Raw genomic sequence first — 23,180 nt, forward strand, 5'->3', positions numbered from 1 at the left:
GTTTTTCAAATATACCACAACTTTCTCTTTCGTAAGCGTTATCCGGAAGACGATTTTTTCAAAATCAGGCTTCAATCGCAATTTCATTCAGCTGTTCGGCTTCCGGCAGCCAGAGGAGCTCCAGCTCCTCCAGGGACAATTCCGCGCCGGTGCTGCGGTAAGGACCGATGAGCCTGCTGAAGGCGACCTCGCGTCCGTTGACGGTAATCCGGCGGATAGCGCTCCCGCTGCCGGAGAGCGTGTAGGTGATGCGCACCGGCCGGCCGGCTGCCGCAAAGCGCACGCTCAGTCCGTCCAGCTCGGCCGGAAGCACCGGATCCAGCTGAAGACGGCCTGCGGCTAGGCGAATGCCGAGCACGTTCGAGATCAGCTGGTTCATGTAGATGCCGGGGCCGCTGGAATAGATGCGCCAGCCGCCCTTGACGGGAGCCGAGCCGCTGCGCAGCTCGCCGAAGCGCTCCGCAGCTTCATAGCGGCTTGCGAACTTGCCGTCGGAGCTGCTGAAATACGCATTGCTCTGCCGCAGTTCCGCGTTCGGCACAGCTTTGCGAATGCCGATCGGGTTAATGACCTGCAGGGCCAGCCACGCTTCCTCGGGCTTGCCAAGCCCGGCCATCGCTTCGATGAAGCGGATATGGGCATGCACGTACTGCAGCCCGATTTCGCGGCCGAAGTTGGCCGCCTGCTCCGCGCGCTTAAAGCGGGTGCTGACGCCGCCTTCATAAGAAGCCGTCCGGTTCATCAGCCGCACGCCGTCCGGGAAGCTCAGCTCGCGCTTGATCAGCCGGTAATGCTGTTCGGCCTGTTCCGGCGTGAGCAGCCCGGCAATCATGCTGCGCGTCATCGGCAGCAGCCGGTATTGGATGCCGGTGCGCGTGTCGGTCGGATGGAGCCATTTGTCCGGCTGCTCCGGGTCCTTCATATACAGGAAGCCGGGAATGACTTCGTCCGGATTCATGTAGCGGCGGAAATCCGCAGAGATGCCGTCCGCCAACTGCAGCAGTTCCGCGCCGAATGCCCGGTGCTCTTCGGAGGCGCCGCCCGCAGCGGGAACGGAAGCCAGCAGGGTGCCGAGCTGCCGCACGGCTTGGTACGTCAGCGCCACGGTCCAACTGCTGATCATATAGGTGCGCAGCTCCGCGCTGGCCGGCTGCAGCGTGTCGTCCCAGTCGCCGTCGCCGTAAGCGGAAAGACGGGTGCCGTGCAGGAAGCGGGCGCGGATGTAGTCCATCTGCTTCAGCACATGATGAAACAGCGGCTGTTTTTTCTCTGTCAGCTCGAAGGTGTGCGGATCCGTATAGGATAGCTCAGATTCCAAAATGGAGGTATCGCCCGTTGCGGCGATGTAGTCGCCAAGCAGCTTGAGCGGCCACACGATAATATCTCCGTGGCTCTCTTCCTGCTGGACGCGGCGATAGCGGTCGAACATGAACCATTGCGGCCAGCCGCCGCCGGAATCGTATTGATGTTCATATACCGTCAAAATAATATCGCGGACCGCCTCGTAATGCTGAACCGCAAGAAAGTACTCCGCAGGCCCTTGGCATACGTCGCGTGTACCCCAAGCGGCTCCGCCGTATTGCTCCAGCCCGTGAGGAACCGCAAAATGAACCCGCATGTTATGCGTGTACCACCACGCCAGCATGTTCAGTCGCTGCACGGCTTCGCTGCCCTGCGGGTGCTCCATGGCGAAGCCGTTCATCAACTTGGCCATATCCTCGCGGTATTTCAGCTTCTCGCTTTCAAAAGCGGGAGAGGGCGCTGCGGGCGCATCGGCGCCGAAGCCGGCAAGGCGGCCGCCGATGAGGAGGCGCCAGGACGCCGCGGCATCCGTCTCCAGCACAAGCAGCGGGGCCGGCCCTGGGACAAGCGACGGCATCAGCCTGCGCTCATCGGTTCTGCGCAGCCCGGTGCCTTCGGCACAGATCCGGTAGCGGAGCCCGGGATACGCCTCGCGGATCGGCGAGCCTTCGGCCGCGGCAATGAGCAGGCAGCCTTCGCGCTCTGTCAGCTCATAGAGAGCCTCGTACTCGCGGTCGCCCATAGTGATCTGTGCGGTGATCAAATATTCGCGGGGCCGGCCGCTTTCGGACCTCACTTCCAGCACCGCGTCAGGGGAGTCTGCGCTCGTATAGCTCGTAATTTCGAGCGTATCCCCGTCCAGCCGATAGATCCAGCGGCAATAGTTGAAGCCGATCTCGAACAGGCTCGGCATGGCGAGCAGCCGGAAGCTGCCGCCGACCCGGGCGTATAATCGAAGCCCGGAGGCATTGGTGGCGCCTAGCGCATTTCGCGTATTGCTCAGCAGCTTGTTGAAAGAAGTATTGCCGACGACGAGATGGGAGTGAAAAACCCCATACATATAAGCGGTCGAAGTCAGCATTTCGACGTCCGCCCGGTCGGGTGCGCCGCTCATCAAAATATGGCCGTGCGGCCGCTCGATGCGCATCTCCTTGCTTTTCAGCACGACGTGCTCGTAAGTCGCAGTGAAAAAGGAGAGCAGTTCGCCATCCGCCCATTCCTCCTCCAGACGGGAAGGATAGCGCGCTTGCAGCTCGGCGGCCGTCAGCGGTCGGACCTTGAGCGGGGCTCCGAGATCCGGCGACTTGAGCGGCACCGGATGGGCAGGTCCTTCGGCGGCAGGCAAGGACTCCGCCTCTTGCCAAGCTGCCGCAAGCTCATGGGCGAATTCGGCTGACGCGACCGCCTCGGGATGATCCTCGCGGAACATGCCGTAAAAGACGGCCCGGGCTCCTTCCGCCGCATCCATCGATTGGGACTGGAGCGCTGTATAGGCGAACTCGTACTGGTATACCTTGCTTGGCAGTTGATCTCGAGAAAGCGCCTCGGGCTGATGGGTATCTTTGAAGCTGAGGCCGAAAAATTGGAAGCCGTCGGTGGAAAAGGAAGCGGCGCCCGTCAGGCAGCCCTGCTGTAAATAAGGGAAGCGTCCAGCCTGCGGCTGATTTTGACGGGAGCAGACGACCCAGCCCAAATCTTCAGTACGGAATGCTGCATGATCGATATACTGCGAGCAGTAGGCTTCGTTGCTGCGCACGGCGGCGGGAGCGCCGAGGCCGATATCCTGGCCGTAGACGATATCCGCCCGGACGGAAGCGCCTTCCGAATGAAGGTTGACTTCCCAAAACCATATATTGCGCGATGATAGCAGAAAAGAGACCTCATAACGAATCTCGTCGGCGATGCCGCTCCAGGTGATGCGGTGTTCTCCGCGGCTGACGCGGCTTGCCGAGCGGACGCCGAGCAGCGGATGGACCGAGTAGCCCTCAGGCCGGGCGATCCTCAAATATAGGTTGTTCAGCGAGCCGTCCGGCGGGCTGCTCAGCAGCTGATTCAGCATAATTCCGCCGCCTAGCGCCTCATACAGGTCTCCCGACGGATGAAAGGTGAAGGCCAAAGCTCCGGCTTCCAGCCGCCAGACGGCCGGGTGCGGAGCGGGTTGTTGAGTCGACATCGTGCAGTACCTCCTCTGATGGGTAAAACCTTCTTACAACGGAAAATGGGTAATAGAAACGTTTCTATAACAGTTAAAAAGAGTATAAACAAAGTAGTGAAATGAAGTCAAACGTTAAATATTTTTGCGTGTTCGCGCATGCTGTACGGAAATTGTCCATTTCCGGCTATATATGAAGGGGAAATTGTTCAACAAAAAAACCTTGAATACGATTTCAATTTGATCTATAATTCATATCGAAACGTTTCTATAAAGTTTGGAGCAACTTAATCAGGGGAGGAAAAACAGATGAAAAAGAAAACTGCAAGCGCGGCCATCGCGACAGTTATGCTCGCAGGAACTGTACTCGCGGGCTGCTCGTCAAGCGGTAACAAATCCGGAGAAAGCGGCAAAGTCACGCTCTCCGTCTGGGCGATGGGCGACAGCAGCAAGCCGATGGAGCAGATGGCAGAGGCCTTCGCCAAAGAGAACCCGGATATTACGATAAAGGTACAAGCGATTCCGTGGGGGAGTGCCCATGACAAGCTGCTGACAGCAGTTGCTTCCAAAAAAGGACCGGATGTGCTGCAGATGGGTACCACCTGGATGCCGGAATTCGCATCGGCGGGCGCGCTGGCCGATCTGACAGGGGACCTGGCCAAATATCCGGAGCTCGCCGCCGGCAACTTTTTCAAAGGCACTGTAACCTCCAATCAGTTCGACGGCAAAACTTTCGGCGTGCCTTGGCTTGCCGAGACAAGAATATTATTTTATCGCACCGATGTGTTGAAATCGGTCGGGTACGATCATGCGCCAAAAACTTGGGATGAACTGCTCGACGCTTCCAAAAAACTGACCGAGCGCGGCAAGGACAAATACGGCATCGGCCTGGATCCGAAGGAACCTACGCTGAGCTTCATGTTCGCCCGTCAAAACGGCGCCAAGCTGATTACGGACAACAAGGCCCAGTTCGAAGAGCCGGCGTTCCGCGATACGGTGGCGTATCTCAAAGGCTTTTTCCAAAACGGCTACGCTCCGGTCGATCTCGGCCTGGACATTTCCCAAACGTTCGGCGGAGACGGCATGGTTCCGATGTTCATCAGCGGTCCTTGGATGATCAAAACTGTCAAGGATCAAGTTCAAAATGTCGACGGCAAATGGGCCACAGCCGTGCTGCCGTCGAAGCAAAACAATATGAGCTCCCTCGGCGGCTCCAACTTGGCCGTTTTCAACTTTACCGAGCATAAAGCCGAATCGATGAAGTTCATCTCGTTCCTGAGCAAGCCGGAAAACCAGCTGGCCTGGATGAAACAAACCGGCGAGCTGCCGGCGAATATGAAGGCGTGGGAAGATCCGCAGCTGAAAGGGGATGCCAATATGAGCGTTGTCGGCGAGCAGTTGAAAACCGCCGAGCCGATGCCGCTCGTCAAATCGTGGGATAATATTTCCCAGAACTACCTGAAAACCTTTGAACAGATTTACCGTGCCAAAGCGGACATCGATGCCCAGTTGAAAGACTTCAACGCGCAATCCCAGCAGCTGCTGAACAAGTAAAACTGGTTAATCGGCCAAGTGCAAAGGAAGTGAGATCATGAAAGGACCTTCAAAGGCTGCGCCATACGTCTTTATCGGGCCGACCCTTATTCTGCTTGCTGTGTTTTCCCTGCTGCCCATTCTCGTTGCGGTATACATCAGCCTGACCGACATGGGTCTCGCGGGTCTTGCCAATTATTCGACCATTCATTTTGTCGGGCTCAAAAACTACGCCGATGTGCTGGGCGATCCCGTCTTCCTGCTGGCGCTGCGAAACACGCTGTTCTATGTCATCGTCGGCGTGCCGCTGGTCATCGTGTGCTCGCTCGGCGTTGCGCTGCTGATCAACTTCGGCCGCTCGCGCGTGTTCAAAATATTCCGCGGCGTGTACTACCTGCCGTCGGTCACCAACGTAGTGGCCGTGGCCGTTGTCTGGAGCTATCTGTACAATCCCCGCATCGGCCTGTTCAACTACATCCTGACGTCGCTCGGCGCAGATCCGGTGCCATGGCTGACCGAGCCGACCGTTGCCAAGCTGTCGCTCATTATGCTGGCGCTCTGGCGAAGCATCGGGCTGAATATGATCATCTTCATCGCCGCGCTTCAGGGGATCGACCGGTCGTACTATGAGGCTGCGCAGCTCGACGGGGCAAGCAATTGGCAGCAGCTGACGCGGATTACGATTCCGATGATGCGTTTTGCGATCTTCTTTGTCAGCGTGACGACGATGATCGGCTGGCTGCAGTTTTTTGAAGAGCCCTTTGTCATGACTCAGGGCGGACCGCTGAACGGCACCGTATCCGCATCGCTGTTTATTTACCAGAACGGCTTCCAGTTCAGCCACTTCGGTTATGCGGCAGCGGGATCGTTCATACTCTTCTTTATTATTATTGCCGTCACCATGCTCCAGCTGAGACTCCAGCGGAAGCAAGCCGAGGAATAGGAGGCGAACATGTATGTCATCATCCGCGATTAAAACGTCTGGCCGGACCGAAAGCTCGCGCGGAAAGCTGCAGCAGTGGATCGCCGGCCTTGTTTTGACCGTATTTGGCGTGGCGATGATTTTGCCGTTCATCTGGATGCTGCTCTCCGCCTTCAAGACGGAAGGGGAGATCAAGCGCATGCCGCCGACGCTGTGGCCGGAAATGTTCACGTTTGACAACTTCAGCAAACTTTTCACGGAGATGGATTTCAGCACGTATTTGTTTAATACGCTGCTGATTACGCTGCTCTCCTTCGTCGGACTGCTGCTGAATGCGATGGCCGGCTTCGGCTTTGCCAAGTATAAATTCAAGGGCCGGGAAAAAATGTTCCTGCTCGTGCTCGCCACGATGATGATTCCCGGGCAGGTCACGATGATCCCGGTGTACCTCATCCTGAACAGCGTCAATTTGACGAACACGATGCTTGGCGTCGTGCTGCCGGGCTTCACGAGCGCCTTCGGCATTTTCCTGTTCCGCCAGTTCATGCTGGCGCTGCCGGATGAGATTATGGAGGCGACACGGTTGGACGGAGCAAGCGAGTACAGGCTTTTCGCACAAATCGTACTGCCGATGTCCAAACCGATTCTCGCCGTGCAGGCGATCCTGACGTTCATCGGCGGCTGGAACAGCTTCCTTTGGCCGCTCATCATCGCCAACGACGAGAAGCTGTACACGCTGTCGGTCGGCCTGCAGCTGCTGAAAGGCCAGCATGGCACCAACTTCGCGCTGCAGATGGCGGGCGCGGCGTTCATGGTCATTCCGATTATGATTATTTTCTTCTTCTTCCAGAAGCACATTATCGAGAATTACAATATTTCAGGCATGAAATAAAGTGAAACCTCCGCCCCGAAACTGGGAGCGGAGGTTTTTGTTGTATACGTAAACCCCCAGTTTGACTGGGGGTTCAACTCGAATGAATAAGAGAGGAGCCGGTCTGCCAACCGCTGCCACTTGCGAATCGTGGAAATCTATTCGAAATTTCACACAGAAATTGTACTGATTTCGTGAAAAACGAAAAATAAATATGAAAAACCGAACAGAATCGTGCCAAACAGCGATAAAGATGACTTTTGTATGCGAAAAATTAAACGGAAAAGGGCAAAAGGGACTGCAATAGGCCGTCCCCCGGCAACCAGTTACAACTTCCACCCGACGCAGCCCGATTGGAGATCGGGAACGCCGGCCCGTATGCGCCCGCCGAACATCGCCATGCCTGTCTGCCGCTAGACGGATGAATCAACCTGATTGGGCAACCTGTTTCACTTATTCCGTAATAACAACCGTTTGGTCGTCGCTGTTCCAAGTCACTTTTGCGCCCAGCGCTTCTGCGATGAATCGGGCCGGAACTACGGTGAAGCCGTTTGCGAGCCGCGCTTCCTGCTCCAGAGTCACGCTGCTGCCGTCGACCGTTGCGGTTTTGGAGTCGAGCGTCAGGACGATCGTTTTGCCGCCTTTTGTCACTGTAATCGCCTTTTGCTCCTCGTTCCAGGCTACCTTCGCACCCAAGGCTTCGAACACACCGCGGGCAGGGACGAGGATGCTGCCGTCGACGTTGAGCGGAGCTTGCTCGAACTGCTGTTGTTTGCCGTTAATTGTCACTTTAACCGTTACCGAGCCTTCGTTTTCCACCTCGGCTGCAAGCTTCTCGAATTCGGCAAGCGTCGATTCAAACACCTTGAGCGCTTCTTCGATCGGTTTGGCCGTCGACATGTCAACGCCGGCTGCTTTCAGAACGTCGATCGGCGATGCGGAATTGCCTGCCGCAAGGAAGTTGTCGCGAATGCGGTTCACGGCCGTCGGACCTTCGGTGAGCACCTGATCGGCCAGCGCCGCGGACGCCGCAAAAGAAGTCGCGTACTGATACACATAGTAGCCGTAATAGAAGTGCGGGATGCGCGCCCATTCCATGGCGATTTCATCATCGGACACGATCGCAGGGCCGTAGTATTTTTTGTTAATGTCGAGATACAGTTTTTTCAGCGTTTCCGCATTGAGGGACTCGCCTTTTTGCGCTTTTTCATGAATCGCGCGCTCGAATTCGGCAAACTGCGTTTGGCGGAATAGGGTGGTGCGGAAATTTTCAAGGTATTGATTCAGCAGATATAGCTTTTCCTGTTTGGATTTGGCTTTGGCGTAAAAAGATTTGAACATCAGCGTTTCGTTCATGGTGGAAGCGACTTCTGCCGTGAAGATCGGGTAGCTTGAGTTCAAGTAATTTTGCGTTTTGTTCGTGTAATAGGACTGCATGGCGTGACCCAGCTCATGCCCGAGCGTGCTCACGGAGTCATAAGTTCCCTCGTAGTTCAGCAGTATGTAAGGATGCGTGTCAAAGGTACCCCACTGGTAGCCGCCGCTCCGTTTGTCATCGGTCGGATAGACGTCGATCCAGCCTTGGTCAAAAGCTCCCTTGAGGACGTTCTCATACGCGTCGCCCATCGGTTTCAGCCCGTCGAGCACCATCTGCTTGCCTTCCTCATACGGTATGTAACGTTCCTCGTATTCGACGACAGGGGTGTAAATGTCGTACATGTGAAGCTGGTCGACGCCGAGCAGCTTTTTCTTCACTTCCATATAACGATGCAGGGGCGACAAGTTTTTGTTCACCGTATTGACCAACTCGTCATAGACCTGGACAGGGACGTTGTTCGGCGTCAACGCGCCTTCAAGTGCCGATCCGTATTTGTGCAATTCGGAGTTGATGTTGTTAGCCTGCACTTCGCCGCCGAGCGTTTTCGAAAAGGTGTCCTGAAACTTGGCCAGTGTGCCGTAGTAAGCTTCGAAAGCCGCTTTGCGGACGTCCCGGTTTTTGCTTTCCATGTAAGTGATAAAGTTGGAGCGCGTAAGCTGGACTTCCTTGCCGTTCTCGTCCTTGATCGTCGGAAATTTGATATCTTTGATGAGCATGGAGAAGGTGTCTTCCGGATTGCTGGAGAGGGGTGAGGTTTTGGCTAACGCTTCTTCCATTTCCTTGGAAAGAGTATGCGCTTTCGTGCGGACCTTATCTTCGACAAAATGTTTGAACGGCTTCAGTTCGGGGGCGCTCAGCAGCGCTGCGAGCTGGTCGTCCGGAATTTGGTTCAGCTCCACGGTGAACCAGGCCAGTTTCGAAGCCGTATCGGAGCTAAGCTTGTCAGCGCCGTCGGAGAGCGTCTGCATGTCCGGATTGCCGGAGTTAACATCCAGGCTCAGGTGTGCGAACACATACGTTTTGTCGAAGAGGCGGTTCAGTTCGGTGTAATCGTCCAGGGCCGATTTCAGCACGGAAGCGGAGGATCCCAGCTTGTTTTGATACTTGGCAGTGAAAGCCTCCGCCAAATCGCGGACTTTTTTCACATCGGCGTCCCAGGCTGCTTTGCCGGCATAAATGTCTTCCGTTTTCCACTTATAGGCCGACGGAATGTCGGCGCGCGTCGGATAGGACGGTTTGCTCTCCGATTGCTGCCCAGCCGCTGCGAGCACGTACCCCGTGTTCAATGGTATGAACGGGGCGGACAGGGCGGATACGGTCAGGGTGACGCCGGTCAGAGTGATCAGCCATTTCTTTTTCATGTGCGATAGCTCCTCTCATGTTTACAATTTTTTCAATCTAAATAAAACTATCATACAACAGTCTCACAAAAACGAATAGTATAAAAATACAAAATTCCCTTGTTAAACCAGAAATTTTTTTTACTATATACACGATGAATAGATAAAAGATTACATAACAATTATTATGTCGATAAATTGATATCAGAATATTCGCGATAGTATGGCTTGCGAAATACGGGAGTTTCATAGCAGTATCCCAATTGGCGGCATAAGACCAAACAACCGATCCTATATGAGGCTCGGTTGTTTGCGTTTGGAGCATATGAAGGGAAAGGCCGCATGAACGCTTTGAAGCACAGTGTATAAGGGAGGAATCCGTTCAGTTGCCGCGAATTTGACTCCACATAGTCACCATGTCGATCCAGCCGCGATGCTCGGCAATTTTGCCGTCCGCAACGCGATATCTGCGGTACAGAGTGACATCAATCGTATTGCCCGTAGGCGCAGTACCAAAGAATATGCCTTGATGCGTGCCTTTTACTGTCATTCTGACGAGCACCGTATCCCCTTGGCCGATGATCTCTTCGACAGTGTAGCTTTTATCGGGAAATGCCTCCAAGATTGTTGCGGCAAATTTTTTGAGGCCTTCTTTGGAATGGTAAGAAAGCTCTTGATAATCGGCTGACAGATAACGATCCACGCAATCCAATTCATTTTGGTTCCAAAATGCTTTTATAAATTCATTTACCGTTTCCACATTTCTCTGTTCCGTCGTTTTCATGTCCGCCATCTCCTTATAGGTTTATTTGCAATTATTGAGCCTGGATTTGAGGCAAAAGTGTGCCTGTATCGAACCAGCCGAGGTGTTCGGCGATTTTCCCATCGATGACGCGGAATTCGCGGAATTGAGTTGCCTTCACGGTTTTGCCTGTAGGTGCATTTCCCGCAAAATGACCTGAATGCACAGCCGTCATGAGGATTCTTGCGATGACTTTTTCTTCTTGGGCCAGAATTTCATCCACGGTATACTGACGATCCGTAAATGCCTCCAGGAATTGCTTAACAAAGAACTGATCCGTCCTTTCCAGAATGTTTTGATTCGCAATATCCTCGATAAATGCGGTCACTGCTTCTGCATTTTTTTGTTCTATCGGTTTCATAAAAAACATCTCCTTAAGTAAGGTTTAGTAAAGCCCGTTCTACTGAAGCAAATTTACCCACGAACAGGCATAATGGGATACTAGGATGAAGATGATCGCTATTCCAACGTCATTACGTTACCAAAAGGTAACATGTTGGCGAAAAAAAAGAGACTGTGTTGTTAGATTGATGCCGAGGCGGTTGTCACAAGCTTCCGGGTCAGCTCCACGAAAGTTTGGACTGCACCCTGAACTCTGTCTCTCATACCCTCGTCTAAAGGAGCGCCATCCGGACCAAATTCATTCGAACCATACCCGATAGAAATCCACTCTGAACAGTTAACCCCGTGCAAATTGCGTACAATAGTCTGCAGGTGGGTCAGCGAGCTTACTCCGAGCGGGCCGCCGGCGGAGCTCACCGAGAGCACAGGCTTGCCTGCAACTTGCTTGGCGTTTACATAGTCCAAAGCGTTTTTGAGTGCGCCGGATATGGAGCCGTGATATTCCGGAGTCGCTAGAATCAAACCGTCGCCGGCTGCGATTGCTTCCAGCATTCGCTGGACGTTCGGGTGGAAATCCCAGTTGTCCGGCGAAAAGAGCGGCAGCGGCAGCGCCGATAAATCAACGAAATGGACCGCAATATGCTGGGCTTTCAAAAGACTTTCCATGTACCGGAGAAGGTTGGTACTGCTTGCGTTTGCGCGGTTACTGCCTGCGATCAAAGTTACTTTCATCTTCAACATCACCTTTCATTTTCAAATGGTTGGTTGTGGTTAGAGGGAGGGATTTACATGCCGCCGGCTGACAAACAAATCCGTTTGTGATAATATGTGACTGTAAGGTCACTATTGATATTTTCATCATACGTTACTATATGGTAACATGTCAAGTGACTTCATTCCATTTTTTTCTGAATGTCAAAAAGGAGGTGCTCCGATTGGATAATGACATATTCAAAGCGCTTGCCGATCCCAGTCGCCGTACGCTTCTGGATATGCTTCACGCCTCGGATGGACGAACGCTAAACGATCTCTGCGCCCCGCTCGACATGTCCAGGTTTGGCGTCATGAAGCATTTGAATATATTGGAGGAAGCCGGGCTCATTACCACGAGAAAAGCAGGCCGGGAAAAGCTGCATTATTTGAATGCCGTACCCATACGCCAAATTTACGACCGGTGGGTAAGCAAATACGCCGAACCCTGGGCGATCGAATTAACATCTCTACAAAACGAATTGGAGCGTGAAACGAACATGAACAACAAACCCCGTCATGTCAACCGGATTGCGATAAAAGCGAAGCCTGAGCAGGTATGGAAAGCGATAACGGATCCGGACAAAACGTCGAAGTTTTGGTTCAACTGCGCCATCCGGTCCAACTGGGAAGTCGATTCTCCCTTCGAATTATGGAACGGGGATGAAAAGAAGGCGGAAGGGACCATTCTTGAGATGGATCCTCCGAACAAGCTCGTTATGGGTTGGCGGTTCATCTCGTTTCCGGGTACGGAAAACGATACTCCGTCGCGCATTACATGGGAGATCGGATCGCATGCCGAGCTCCAGGGCGTAACCCTCGTAACCGTCGTGCATGATGAATTCGAGCAGGCTGCAGCTACGGCGCGGATTCTTGAAAACGGTCTGCCGATTGTGCTTTCGGGTTTGAAAACGCTGCTTGAAACCGGGGGGATGCTCGTTACTTGAATAATTCGTTTCTGAATCTGACCATCGTCAGTTTGGAAAAATCCCCACAGAAAAAGCGCCGGCTCACGATGTTATCATGAAACCGGCGCTTATTCGATCGATTCCACATATACGATCAAATGGAGTCTCTGTTAGGAAGCCCCGTTGGGCACCGCGGGACTCCGGCTGGTTGCTACGCGTGTCAATTGCGACGAGCCGTTCGCTCTATGCCGTCAGCGGTTACTTTGTACAGTTGGTGCGGCAGGTCGTGTCCCATGCCGTCAACCAACATTAGCTCGGCGCCCGGGATGGCAGAAGCCGTGTCCTCGCCACACGCCGGGACGAACAGGGGATCGTCCACCCCATGAATGACAAGTGCTGGTACTTTTATGGTCGCCAGCCGCGGACGACGGTCACCGGAGACAGCGATCGCAGCAATTTGTCGTCCGACACTGCCTGGATCGTAGGCTCGCTGGACTTCCTCCAGAATGAGCGCCCGATAAGCGTCCTCTTCAAACGGATAGCCAGTTCCGGCGATGCGTTTGGCAAAAGAGAGGCTGTGCGCCAAAAATCCTGCTTCATCCTCAAAGGGGTTCGGCGCCGGTTTAGTCATCATCGCCATGACATCCGGGGAAGCTTGCGGAAGGGTGGGATTACCGGAACTGGACATAATGGAGATGAGTGATAAAACCCGTTCAGGGTACTCACTGGCTGCAATCTGGGCGATCATTCCGCCCATCGACCTGCCAACGACATGTGCCCGGTCAATTGAAAGGGCGTCGAGCAGTCCGATAGCGTCGTCTGCCATGTCATCGAGAGTGTAAGGGATGTCCGGTCGCTGTCCTGACATGAGAGCAGTCGCCAGTGCGTCAAAATCCAGCGCCCGATAATGGCTAAAGTGTGTCGAGCAACCTGCGTCGCGATTGTCAAAGCGGATTACGCGAAAGCCCCGCGCTGCTAATATCCGACAAAACGGAACCGTCCATCGAATCATCTGGGTTCCAAGCCCGGCGATTAGGATAATAGCCTCGTCATTTTCGTTACCGAAACTGTCATAGGCCAAATCAACGCCGTTGACTTTCAGAATGTTCATGATCATGTTCTCCTCCAATTCATTAATTCGGTATCGGAAGTTCTGCCATTGGCAGAAGGCGGGAATCTTCGATCGCTGCAGTCCGATGCCCGATACCGGCCAGGTAGTCTTGATGACTTGAAAAAGCAAGAAACGACTGCGCGCTGCTCTGGCGGACCAGCATGACAAGATCCCATCTTTCGTCTTCGGGTCCGATAAGAAACTCTCCGCCATCGCCAAGAAACATGATTTCACCTCCGCTTTCACGGAGAAATGGGAGGGTGTGCTCAATATAGCGGTTGAAAGCTTCGGCACCGCTGATTGGGTCCTCCGGTGTTAGTTCAGGATTGGCTGTGTAATCGGCAATATCACGAAAACGCAGCAGGTTCAACATGACGATGCTGCCCTCAATGCCTCGCTGCATGAACCTCATGCCAGCGCGTTGCGATGGTTCGATGTAACGAATAGATCCAAACTCCGTCATAGCGGCTCCTTTCGTAGTTCCTTTTTTCATTCAAATCTCCACATGCTTTCATTCATAGGTTCCCTTCAGGGAATGCATTAGCGGCTAATCTTTTGACATGGTTTCTGATATCAGGTGCCCAGTCATCGATGAAGTGGTAAAAACGATCCAAATCACCAGCATACAGTGCCCGCAGAGCTTCTTCGTATTGATGGAAGTTCCCGGCCATAGCTGTCATAAAGTGATATGTTGCTTCTTGTGACTCTCGGATATTGCTCTGTTTTTCTCCAGCACGGCGAGCCTCATCAATGAGTTTTCGTAATGTTACCGACGCACCTCCAGGTTGACTCTTGAGCCATTCCCATTGCCGTGGCAATAACGTAACCTCACCGGATACAACCCCCAGCTTGGGTCGACCGACCCGCCGTGTAGGCTGGTGATTCACTTCCGTACCGGGTAAGTCACCAAACTGTTCTCCTAATCGTTTGAGCACATCATCTGTCTTCCCACGAAAATCAACATCTACTGGCTTCCCCGTGGAATCGTCAAATATAAGCAGCTGTGTGAGGTCTCTGTCATCCAGAGCATCCTTCACTGTAGTAACAACATGCTGTAACGAACCACTGGCGACGACTCCCACACCCAAAAATGCCGTGCAGTAAAAGCGCGTTAGGGCATTACTCATGCTGACCTCCTCTCTGATTGCCTCACCAATTATACCCGGATAAAAATAAAAAATCAATATTACCCGGGTAAAATGTATTTTCTCGTTCGTTATGGAGGGAATACATGCAAAAAACGCGGCCTAAGAGGAACCGCGCTGTTGAGGGCTAGTGTTTGTTTTATGTTGTACATGCTGTGTTTTGTCGCAAAACTTCTCGTTCTGTATCGTCCCGATTCTGGTATGACGGACGCCTTCCCGAATCTTCAGCCTGTGCTTGCGAGACCGATTAACTGGGAACTGATCCGACAGCAGTACGATCAGATGATGAAGTACGCCACCGCACTACGGCTCGGTACCGCAGAGACAGAAGCCATCTTGAAACGGTTTACCCGGATTAATTTGAAGCATCCAACTTATCAAGCATTAGGAGAACTCGATCCTTATGGCACATTCCGCCTCAACATGAGCGAACGATTATCCTTGGAAGGGGAACTAGCGTGACGGAAAAACGTACATCGTCCAAAAAGAAGGCTCGGGAACCGGCAAAGTATTTGCGCGGCGAGCGGCCAGACTACGCGTACTTGAAAAGCTTATTCCAGCACTTGAGAGCGGAGCTTGAAATCGAGGTTCCCAAGGCATCCGCGTCAGCGAACTAATCAATATTAGACTGACAGATATTGATTGTGATTACTGTCAGGTTCGCATTAATAACGGATAAGGCGGAAAGGATCGTATCGTTCCGTTTCCTCAGTCATTTAAAGAATACTGATCGGGGGGGACGAAAGATTTTGGCCAAATATTCGGAAGAAGCCGGTCTTGTTTCAAAATCTGACGCCGCATAAGATGCGACATTTCCTGTTGGCCTGATCAGGTTAAATCCCTTCGTTAGTCTAATTTCGGTCACGGATTCCAAATTGCGACAAAAATAGTGTTTTTTAGAGAAAGGAATTTTGAATAAAATAATAGAATTTAATAATATTTGGAATATTTGTGCAAAACAGCCGAGGATCATGTTGAAAAGGAGGGGTGTGCAAAAATATGGGGCCAATGCATCACTGTCAATGAACAGAAAACCTGCAAATATACATCTTTTTGCTGCTTCATACGCTTGTTTCGGATTATTCCTGCAAATGTGCAGGCTTTTCTGCGGGTACATAGGGTTCGGCCTGCTCATGAGGGATAATTCCTGTACTTTTGCAGGTTTTTCCCCGAAACGAACCGATCCTATCGAAAAAGCCTGCACTTTCGCAGGTTTTGCGCGCTGCCGAGCCGTGTTACGAACGAATGAGCCGTCTTTGGCGGCAAAACAAAACGAAACATTTTGCTTCGTTCCCATATTGACCTTGTCAAAAATATGGGTTCCCGAAAGGAGTGTACGTACAAAGTGAGGGAGCAGATCGAACAGCTTGAAAATCAGGATCAAGATGCGGCGACTGCGTATTGGAAGGGCTATTTAGCCGGCTACGAAGAGCAAACGCTGGTGCCGTCCGGCAAGCCGCATGGCAAAGTCAACGGCTATGAAGCCAACACGCTTTATTACCGTGTGAACGAAACGCTTGGCAAAGGGATCGGACGGGTCGCAGAACAGCACCATGTAGCGGTCATTGCGCTGATGCAAACAGCGTGGGGCCTGCTGCTGCAGCGATACAACAATAGCAATGACGTTGTATTCGGCAGCATTGTGCGGGTGCGGCCAACAAACATCCCGTACACGGGACAAGTCAGCGGAATGTCCGACAATGGCAGCACGATACCGGTGCGGATTCAGTGTGAAGGGGAAACGAGCTTTGCCGATGTCATGCAGAGAAAGCACGAGCGGAGCCTCACTTCACACGCTTACAGTAATGACATTCAGCATGCAGCGGGGCAGAAGCAGCATTTGATCGGCCATCTGATGATCTTTGAAAACGATCCGATTGAACGGCCGGTCAGGCAAGCCAGCGAGGCAGAAGCAAAGGCAGAAGCAGAAACAGGCCGCTTGCTTAAGGAGCCGGCGCTCTATGACTTCATCATTCGCATACTGCCCGCTAAAGAGATTGAGGTCAGCTTCTGCTACAACACGCTCATGTACGACGCGGAGTGGATAGAGCGGATTTACGGGCACCTGGTGCATATGCTGGAGCAGGTGGTGACGGATCCGGGCATAAAAGTGTGCGATCTGGAAGTTGTGACGGAGATTGAGAAAGCGCAAATCTTCGGGCCGTTTAACGACACGGCGATGGATTCGCCGCATCGGCAAACGATTCACAGCCTGCTTGAGCAGCAGGCCGAGCGAACGCCGGACCGGCCGGCGCTGTATGTTGAAGGGCAGACGCTGACGTACCGGGAACTCAACGAGCGGGCGAACCGTCTGGCGCGGACGCTGCGTGAACTTGGCGTCGGCAAAGATACGCTTGTCGGCCTGATGGCGGAGCGTTCTCTGCCTGTGTACGCAGCCATATTTGCCATTTTAAAGGCAGGCGGAGCCTATGTGCCGATCGATCCGGAAGTTCCGGAAGGCAGGATCAAGTACATGCTGGAAGATTCCGGCGCGAAGCTGCTGCTAGCCCGGAAACGCTTGAACGCAGAGCTGCAGTCGAAAGCCGCAATCCTTGATCTGGATAACGAGACGGTTTACGACGTCGACGGCTCGAACTTGGACCCGGCGGCGGCAAATGCGGACGATCTGGCGTACATCATCTATACGTCAGGGACGACCGGCGAGCCGAAGGGAGTGATGGTGGAGCATCGCGGCCTCACGAACCTGATGGTATATTTCGACCGGGAGTTGAAGCTGACCCCGGCGGATCGTGTGCTGCAGTTTGCGAGCCTTTCGTTCGATGCGGCATATTGGGAAATTTATGCGGCGATTTTTTGCGGCGCGACGTTGTATGTTCCGGCTTCAGCGACAATATTGAACTACCAATTGCTCGAGTCCTATTTGGCGGACCACAGCATTACGATGGCGACGCTGCCGCCGGCGTATGCGATTTATTTGGAGCCGGATCATATGCCGAACCTGCGAATTTTGTTTACGGCCGGCTCGGCCGCTTCGCTGAAATTGGTGGAAAAGTGGAAGGACAAAGTGAAGTACTACAACGGGTACGGCCCGACGGAAAACTCGATCGCAACGGCAGTCTGGGCGGCCTCCGGCGACCTGCAAGAGGATCGGCCAGTGTCGATCGGCCGTCCCGTTTCGAACCATCGCGTCTATATAACCGACGCTTTTGGCCATCTGGCGCCGGTGGGCATGCCCGGCGAGCTGTGCGCGGCAGGCCTCGGGCTGGCGCGGGGCTACCTCAATCGTCCGGAGCTAACAGCGGCGAAATTTGTGACAAGCCGCTTCGGCGGAGAGCGGATTTACCGGACGGGAGATTTGGCAAGATGGCTGCCGGACGGCAAAATCGAGTATTTGGGCCGAATCGATCACCAGGTGAAAATTCGCAGCTACCGGATCGAGCCGGGCGAAGTGGAAGCGCAGCTGCTGCAAGTGGACGGTTTGAAGATAGCCGTGGTACTGGCCAATGCGGACGAATTCGGCCTGCATCAGCTGTGGGCGTACTTCGTGGCGGACCGGGAACTGCATGCGAACGAGCTGCGAATCTCCTTGTCCGAGACGCTGCCGAACTATATGATCCCGGCTCGATTCGTCCAGTTGGAGCAGATGCCGCTTACGCCAAACGGCAAAATTGACCGCAAAACGTTGTCGGAGTTGTACTCTCCCGTTTCGCTGCCGCAAGAAAACGGTCTGACCGAAACGGAACGGCGGATCGCGGATTTATGGAAAGAAGTGACCGGCAGACACGATATTTTGCCGGATGTCGGCTTTTTTGAAGCCGGCGGGGATTCGATAGGGATGTTCCGGCTTCATTATTTGATCCGCCAGCACGTTCATGAATCCGTGACCATGACGGATTTGTTCCGGTTTCCCACGATCAGGTCGCTGGCCCGCTACTTGAATGCAGAGCTTTTGGGAGAGGAGGCTAGCCAAAAATCATCCGTAAACATCCAACATCGAAGGGAAGAAATGATGCGGCAAAAGAACCTTAGAACGAAAGGAAGGTAAATGATCATGACAACCAATCAGGAGGATACGAATTACCGGGGCGTTGCGGTGATCGGGATGGCCGGAAGATTTCCCGGAGCGTCGGACCTCAAGAGTTATTGGAACAATTTGCGAAACGGAACGGAATCGATTACTTTTTTCAAGCAGCCGGAGCCGAATCGGATCAACGCCGCCGGGGTCGTCGCGGATTATGCCGATTTCGACGCGGACTTTTTCGGCATGACGCCCCGGGAAGGCGAGATTACCGACCCGCAGCAGCGCATTTTTTTGGAATGCGCATATGAAGCTCTGGAATCCGCAGGCTACCGGCCGACATCCGTCCCTGCCCGGGTAGGCGTCTATGCCGGATGCAGCCAATCGGAGTACATTCATCATGTTATGAGCGATGAAAATCTGGTCGAGCATCTTGGACAATTTCCGATCATGCTCGGGAATTCGACCGAATTTTTTGCCACTCGGGTTTCCTATAAATTGAATTTGAACGGCCCCAGCGTTACGGTGCAAACGGCTTGCTCCAGCTCCCTAGTAGCTGTGCACATGGCTTGTCAGGCGCTGCTTACTTATGAGTGCGATATGGCGCTTGCAGGAGGTTTGTCGATTCGGGCGGAGCAGACAGAGGGCACCTATTACCAGGAAGGCGGCATTCATTCTCCGGACGGTCATTGCCGGGCTTTCGACGCGGCTGCGGAAGGAACGGTCATCGGCAACGGCGGCGGTGTCGTGCTGCTAAAGCGGCTGGCGGATGCGGTGAAAGAGGGCGATCCTATCCTCGCTGTCATTCTGGGAAGTGCCGTCAACAATGACGGCGGCGATAAAATCGGTTTCACGGCACCGAGCGTGACAAGACAAGCCGAAGTGATCATGGATGCGCTTGCCGTCTCCGACATCGACCCGGAAACGATCGGTTATGTGGAAGCCCACGGCACGGGAACGCCGCTCGGAGACCCGATTGAAGTGGCCGCCTTGACCGATGCCTACCGCGCCTACACAAAGAAAAAACAATATTGTGCGCTCGGGTCCGTCAAAACGAATATCGGCCATCTCGACAGCGGCGCAGGAATTGCCGGATTGATCAAAGCCGTGCTGTCCGTCCAGCATGGACTAATCCCGCCAAATGTACATTATACGATGCCGAATCCGAAAATCGATTTCGACGATAGTCCGTTTTTCGTTAATAGCGAACTCTCCGCATGGCCTCTAAAAGAACACCCGCGCCGCGCCGGTGTAAGCTCTTTCGGCATCGGGGGAACGAACGCTCATGTCATTGTTGAAGAGGCGCCCCTTGCCGCGGCTTCAAGGCATGCGGAACTTCCCGGCGAGCGAACGGGTGCTCCGCAGCTTCTCGCCATCTCCGCCAAATCCGCAGTCTCATTGAAACGGAATACGGTAAACCTCATGGACTACCTTCAATCCGCTCCTGAAGCATCCTTATCCGATATCGCGTATACGCTTGCTCGCAAAGAGCCTTTTGCTCTCCGTTTGGCGGTGTCCGCCAATACGGCGGAAGAGGCGGTTCGTCATTTTGAAGAGGCGCTGCACGAGCCGCTCCCGGATCCCGCTTCTTCTCAGCCGCCGGCGGTTTTCTTCATGTTTTCGGGGCAAGGGTCGCAGTATGTAAATATGGGAAAAATGTTGTACGATCAGGAGGTTCCGAACGGAAAAGCGCAAGTTTTTCGGGAAACGGTCGATCGATGCGCCGAGCTCCTGGAGCCTCAGCTTGGCTTGGATCTCCGGCAGCTGCTCTATCCCGCGGACGGCGGCAAGCCGGAAGAAGCAAGCGCCAGCCTGAGCCGGACAGCGATGGCACAACCCGCATTGTTCGTCACCGAATATGCGATGGCGAAGCAGATGGAAGCTTGGGGCGTTCGTCCGCAGGCGATGATTGGCCACAGCGTCGGCGAGTATGTGGCGGCATGTCTGGCTGGAGTCCTGTCGCTTGAGGACGCTTTGCACCTTGTCGCAGTGCGGGGAATGCTCATGCAAGAGATGCCCCCCGGAGCCATGCTGGCAGTGAGTCTACCCGAAGCGGAACTGCGCGCGAGCTTGGCGGATCATGCATGGAATCTTGACGTTGCAGCCGTGAACAGTCCCGGTTCCTGCGTCGTTTCAGGCTCGTTTGAAGACATCGAGACGTTCGAAAAAGCATTAGCGATGAAATCCATATCCAGCAAAAAGTTGGTCACCTCCCACGCTTATCACTCTGCCATGATGGAGCCGATGCTGGCCCGCTTCGAGGCCGTTGTACGCCGCATCCGCCTGCGCGAGCCGCTGATTCCGTATGTATCCAATGTTAGCGGAACTTGGATTACGGCCGAGCAAGCAAAAGACCCGCTATACTGGGTGAATCATATTCGGAAAACCGTCCGTTTCAGCGACGGGATCGACCTGATGCTTCAACATAAAGGCGCCGCCGTTTTTGTGGAGGCAGGTCCGGGTCAAGCGCTGACTACGCTGGTCAGGCAGCATTTCGCCTCCGGGCGGCTGTCTCGAATGGCTGCGGTCAATACGCTGCCGACCGCGGGATCGGAGCCGTGCGCCTATGCCAGCGCACTGCGGGCAATGGGTGAGCTGTGGCGGCATGGAGCCCAGATCGATATGACTTTGCTGTATGGCGGGCTCTCTCATCGGGTTATCCCGCTTCCTACTTATGTCTTCGACCGCAAAACACTGCTGGCAAACGACATGCGGGATCATTCCTCATCCAGGACTTCCGTATCGCAGGAAGCCGGGACACATTCGGCGGGCTGGTTTTACGCTCCGATGTGGAAACAGTCCGTCATTCCTTCCTCGCCCGAACGGCCGCAAAATCATAATGGCAGCCTCCATACCTACCTATTGTTTCACGATCTTCAAGGCATTGCCGAGCAATTCCGGCTGCATCTTAAGGCAGAAGGGCATACGGTGATCACCGTGCTGCAGGGAGATACGTATAGGCGAATCGAAGATGACATGTTTGCCATAGATCCCAAGGACCGTCTTGCTTACGAGAAGCTCTTTGCGGAACTGTCATCCGAAGGGAAACTCCCGCGGAAGCTGATTCATTTTTGGAATCTGGATGTTCGGGAAGCCGGCAGCGGCGAGTGGGATGCGGAGCAATTTGAATCCGCCCAGCAGATGGGGCTCTACAGCTTGATGCATATCGCACAAGGAATCGGCATGGCGGCAGCCGCAGAACCGATCGAAATCATCGTTTTAACCGGCAACCTGTACAGCGTCGCCCATGAGCAAATACGGATGCCCGAACGGGCTGCGATGCTCGGCATTTTGAAAGTAATCCCGCTGGAATACGGACAGCTCAACACGCGGATCATCGATGTGGACCAGAGCGACCTCAGTCCTGCGCGCAGCAAACGGCTGATCGAGCGGCTGTCGCGTGAAATCGCGCACGAATCGTCCGAATTCAACGTGGTCTACCGCGGAAACAGCCGATTTGTTCAAGGGATTGAAAGCATAGCCCTTCCGCAAAGCGATGCATCACCGCAGATGTTCCATGAGGAAGGCGTCTATGTGATCGCAGGGGCAACGAGCGGCCTTGGCCTGAGCATGTGCGAGACATTGATGCAGTCGACGAATGCGACTTTTATCGTTATGGGGGAAATCGAAGCAGAGACACCGGCCGCGTTCAGGCGGATTCGCGAGATGGAACGGCAAGGCCGCTCCAAGCTGCGATACGTAAGCGTAGATTGGCGCAACGAAGCCGCCCTTAAAGAGCGGATTCGGCAGGAAGAAGAAACTTTTGGCGCAATTAGAGGCGTGTTGTTCATTCCCGACGTTCTTGAACCGGGTCTCGTTCAACTGCAAAACAGAGAAACGTCAGGCCGTCTTCTCCTTCCGCCGGCGATGAGCCTGTTTCGTTTGGCGTCCATCTTGCCGGAGCGGCGGAATCTCGATTGGGTGCTGCTGTTTTCAAGCGGAATGTCACTTACAGGCGGGGTCGGCCAGATGAATGGGTGTGCGGCGAATCAGTTGACGGATTTGTTCGCGACCTATTTGACCCAACAAGGGATACGTGCCGCTTCGATTAATTGGAACATGTGGCAGGAGGACGGCTGGCTCGAAAAACAGGGAAATTTGCCCGATGTATTCAAGGAACAGCTTCAACGGATGCTCCAGGAACAAGGCTTTTCCATCGCGGAAGGAATCGATGCCGTCAAACAAATCGCAGCGGGAGATTTCAATCAAGTGATTGTGTCCAAGCAAAATATGATTGACATCCGGCAGGAATGGTTTGCATCTCCGGCGGATATGCCTCAATCTGCCGGGACGGAGAGCAGCGCTGAATATGCAGCGCCCCGCACCGAAACGGAAAAGAAGATTGCGGACATTTGGGAAACATTGTTCGGTCTGACGAACATCGGCATCCGGCAAAGCTTCTTTGATTTGGGAGGCAACTCTCTTGTCTCCATTCAACTGGTCGCGCGTCTTCGTCAAACATTTCACGGTGACATTCCGATGGATGTCCTCTTCGAAGCGCCGACGATAGAACAGCTCGCACAATCCATTGAAGCCAGGCAGGTGAGTCAAGAGGAGCTGGATGAATTTGAACGGTTGCTGAGCGAAGTTGAGGAGCTGCACCCCGATGAGCTGATCCAACTTCTCGGCAGCGATGCATAACAGA

At 53.8% G+C, this 23,180-nt stretch carries 16 protein-coding genes and 1 pseudogene; 8 read left to right on the forward strand and 9 right to left on the reverse strand.

Annotated elements, in window-relative coordinates:
• Positions 1-64: 64 nt before the first annotated feature.
• Positions 65-3,475, reverse strand: a complete 3,411-nt coding sequence (locus AC6RNO_RS01880) for a GH36-type glycosyl hydrolase domain-containing protein (RefSeq protein ID WP_497104345.1) — start codon at positions 3,473-3,475, stop codon at positions 65-67.
• A gap of 288 nt (positions 3,476-3,763) precedes the next feature.
• Between AC6RNO_RS01880 and AC6RNO_RS01885 the strand changes: the two genes are divergently transcribed.
• Genes AC6RNO_RS01885 through AC6RNO_RS01895 form a run of 3 tightly spaced genes read left to right on the forward strand, consistent with a single transcriptional unit; the run spans position 3,764 to position 6,801 of the window.
• Positions 3,764-5,008: an extracellular solute-binding protein gene (locus AC6RNO_RS01885; protein ID WP_497104346.1), complete on the forward strand. Its 1,245-nt coding sequence runs from the start codon at positions 3,764-3,766 to the stop codon at positions 5,006-5,008.
• Positions 5,009-5,045: 37 nt separating this feature from the next.
• Entirely contained in the window at positions 5,046-5,930 is an 885-nt protein-coding gene (locus tag AC6RNO_RS01890; protein ID WP_488437118.1) for a carbohydrate ABC transporter permease, read from the forward strand.
• Positions 5,931-5,943: 13 nt separating this feature from the next.
• A complete protein-coding gene (locus AC6RNO_RS01895) occupies positions 5,944-6,801 on the forward strand; it encodes an ABC transporter permease subunit (RefSeq protein ID WP_497104347.1) in 858 nt (285 codons plus the stop codon).
• A gap of 432 nt (positions 6,802-7,233) precedes the next feature.
• Here AC6RNO_RS01895 and pepF read toward each other — a convergent pair whose 3' ends face one another.
• The 4 genes from pepF to AC6RNO_RS01915 form a co-directional block, all read right to left on the reverse strand.
• A complete protein-coding gene (gene pepF, locus AC6RNO_RS01900) occupies positions 7,234-9,519 on the reverse strand; it encodes an oligoendopeptidase F (protein WP_474680960.1) in 2,286 nt (761 codons plus the stop codon).
• A 361-nt stretch (positions 9,520-9,880) separates the two neighbouring features.
• Positions 9,881-10,282 (reverse strand): ester cyclase, encoded by a 402-nt coding sequence (locus tag AC6RNO_RS01905; RefSeq protein ID WP_474680961.1) that lies wholly within the window; start codon positions 10,280-10,282, stop codon positions 9,881-9,883.
• A 31-nt stretch (positions 10,283-10,313) separates the two neighbouring features.
• Positions 10,314-10,661, reverse strand: a complete 348-nt coding sequence (locus tag AC6RNO_RS01910; protein ID WP_474680962.1) for an ester cyclase — start codon at positions 10,659-10,661, stop codon at positions 10,314-10,316.
• Positions 10,662-10,822: 161 nt separating this feature from the next.
• Positions 10,823-11,374 carry an NAD(P)H-dependent oxidoreductase gene (locus AC6RNO_RS01915; RefSeq protein WP_497104348.1) on the reverse strand — a complete coding sequence of 184 codons (552 nt, stop codon included), beginning with the start codon at positions 11,372-11,374 and terminating at the stop codon, positions 10,823-10,825.
• 203 nt (positions 11,375-11,577) lie between these two features.
• Here AC6RNO_RS01915 and AC6RNO_RS01920 point away from each other — a divergent pair, with 203 nt between their 5' ends.
• Positions 11,578-12,339, forward strand: a complete 762-nt coding sequence (locus AC6RNO_RS01920; RefSeq protein ID WP_474680964.1) for an ArsR/SmtB family transcription factor — start codon at positions 11,578-11,580, stop codon at positions 12,337-12,339.
• Positions 12,340-12,520: 181 nt separating this feature from the next.
• Here AC6RNO_RS01920 and AC6RNO_RS01925 read toward each other — a convergent pair whose 3' ends face one another.
• Genes AC6RNO_RS01925 through AC6RNO_RS01935 form a run of 3 tightly spaced genes read right to left on the reverse strand, consistent with a single transcriptional unit; the run spans position 12,521 to position 14,538 of the window.
• Positions 12,521-13,411, reverse strand: a complete 891-nt coding sequence (locus tag AC6RNO_RS01925; protein WP_497104349.1) for an alpha/beta fold hydrolase — start codon at positions 13,409-13,411, stop codon at positions 12,521-12,523.
• A 22-nt stretch (positions 13,412-13,433) separates the two neighbouring features.
• Positions 13,434-13,904: a DUF1330 domain-containing protein gene (locus AC6RNO_RS01930; protein ID WP_474680966.1), complete on the reverse strand. Its 471-nt coding sequence runs from the start codon at positions 13,902-13,904 to the stop codon at positions 13,434-13,436.
• Between the two features lie 22 nt (positions 13,905-13,926).
• Complete coding sequence (locus AC6RNO_RS01935) at positions 13,927-14,538, reverse strand: DUF2239 family protein (protein WP_474680967.1); 612 nt, start codon at positions 14,536-14,538, stop codon at positions 13,927-13,929.
• Positions 14,539-14,736: 198 nt separating this feature from the next.
• Here AC6RNO_RS01935 and AC6RNO_RS01940 point away from each other — a divergent pair.
• Positions 14,737-14,952 (forward strand): annotated as a pseudogene (locus AC6RNO_RS01940) (Tn3 family transposase); the annotation flags it as partial.
• Between the two features lie 62 nt (positions 14,953-15,014).
• The gene (locus tag AC6RNO_RS01945; protein WP_474680968.1) at positions 15,015-15,173 is read left to right on the forward strand and encodes a hypothetical protein; all 159 of its coding nucleotides are present in this window, start codon (positions 15,015-15,017) and stop codon (positions 15,171-15,173) included.
• 95 nt (positions 15,174-15,268) lie between these two features.
• Here the strand turns inward: AC6RNO_RS01945 and AC6RNO_RS01950 are convergent, their stop codons facing one another.
• Positions 15,269-15,853, reverse strand: a complete 585-nt coding sequence (locus tag AC6RNO_RS01950; protein ID WP_497104350.1) for a hypothetical protein — start codon at positions 15,851-15,853, stop codon at positions 15,269-15,271.
• A gap of 48 nt (positions 15,854-15,901) precedes the next feature.
• Here AC6RNO_RS01950 and AC6RNO_RS01955 point away from each other — a divergent pair, with 48 nt between their 5' ends.
• Together AC6RNO_RS01955 and AC6RNO_RS01960 are read left to right on the forward strand one after the other, a co-directional pair.
• Positions 15,902-18,562 carry an amino acid adenylation domain-containing protein gene (locus AC6RNO_RS01955; protein WP_497104351.1) on the forward strand — a complete coding sequence of 887 codons (2,661 nt, stop codon included), beginning with the start codon at positions 15,902-15,904 and terminating at the stop codon, positions 18,560-18,562.
• Between the two features lie 6 nt (positions 18,563-18,568).
• Complete coding sequence (locus AC6RNO_RS01960) at positions 18,569-23,176, forward strand: beta-ketoacyl synthase N-terminal-like domain-containing protein (RefSeq protein WP_497104352.1); 4,608 nt, start codon at positions 18,569-18,571, stop codon at positions 23,174-23,176.
• The last annotated feature ends 4 nt before the right edge of the window (positions 23,177-23,180 follow it).

Source organism: Paenibacillus sp. sgz302190 (assembly GCF_059820445.1).

Coding starts and splice junctions, on each gene's coding strand:
- AC6RNO_RS01880 (WP_497104345.1), bottom strand. CDS start 3,475: ATGTCGACTCAACAACCCGCTCCGCACCCGGCCGTCTGGCGGCTGGAA.
- AC6RNO_RS01885 (WP_497104346.1), top strand. CDS start 3,764: ATGAAAAAGAAAACTGCAAGCGCGGCCATCGCGACAGTTATGCTCGCA.
- AC6RNO_RS01890 (WP_488437118.1), top strand. CDS start 5,046: ATGAAAGGACCTTCAAAGGCTGCGCCATACGTCTTTATCGGGCCGACC.
- AC6RNO_RS01895 (WP_497104347.1), top strand. CDS start 5,944: ATGTCATCATCCGCGATTAAAACGTCTGGCCGGACCGAAAGCTCGCGC.
- pepF (WP_474680960.1), bottom strand. CDS start 9,519: ATGAAAAAGAAATGGCTGATCACTCTGACCGGCGTCACCCTGACCGTA.
- AC6RNO_RS01905 (WP_474680961.1), bottom strand. CDS start 10,282: ATGAAAACGACGGAACAGAGAAATGTGGAAACGGTAAATGAATTTATA.
- AC6RNO_RS01910 (WP_474680962.1), bottom strand. CDS start 10,661: ATGAAACCGATAGAACAAAAAAATGCAGAAGCAGTGACCGCATTTATC.
- AC6RNO_RS01915 (WP_497104348.1), bottom strand. CDS start 11,374: ATGAAAGTAACTTTGATCGCAGGCAGTAACCGCGCAAACGCAAGCAGT.
- AC6RNO_RS01925 (WP_497104349.1), bottom strand. CDS start 13,411: ATGAACATTCTGAAAGTCAACGGCGTTGATTTGGCCTATGACAGTTTC.
- AC6RNO_RS01930 (WP_474680966.1), bottom strand. CDS start 13,904: ATGAAAAAAGGAACTACGAAAGGAGCCGCTATGACGGAGTTTGGATCT.
- AC6RNO_RS01935 (WP_474680967.1), bottom strand. CDS start 14,538: ATGAGTAATGCCCTAACGCGCTTTTACTGCACGGCATTTTTGGGTGTG.
- AC6RNO_RS01950 (WP_497104350.1), bottom strand. CDS start 15,853: ATGGGAACGAAGCAAAATGTTTCGTTTTGTTTTGCCGCCAAAGACGGC.
- AC6RNO_RS01960 (WP_497104352.1), top strand. CDS start 18,569: ATGACAACCAATCAGGAGGATACGAATTACCGGGGCGTTGCGGTGATC.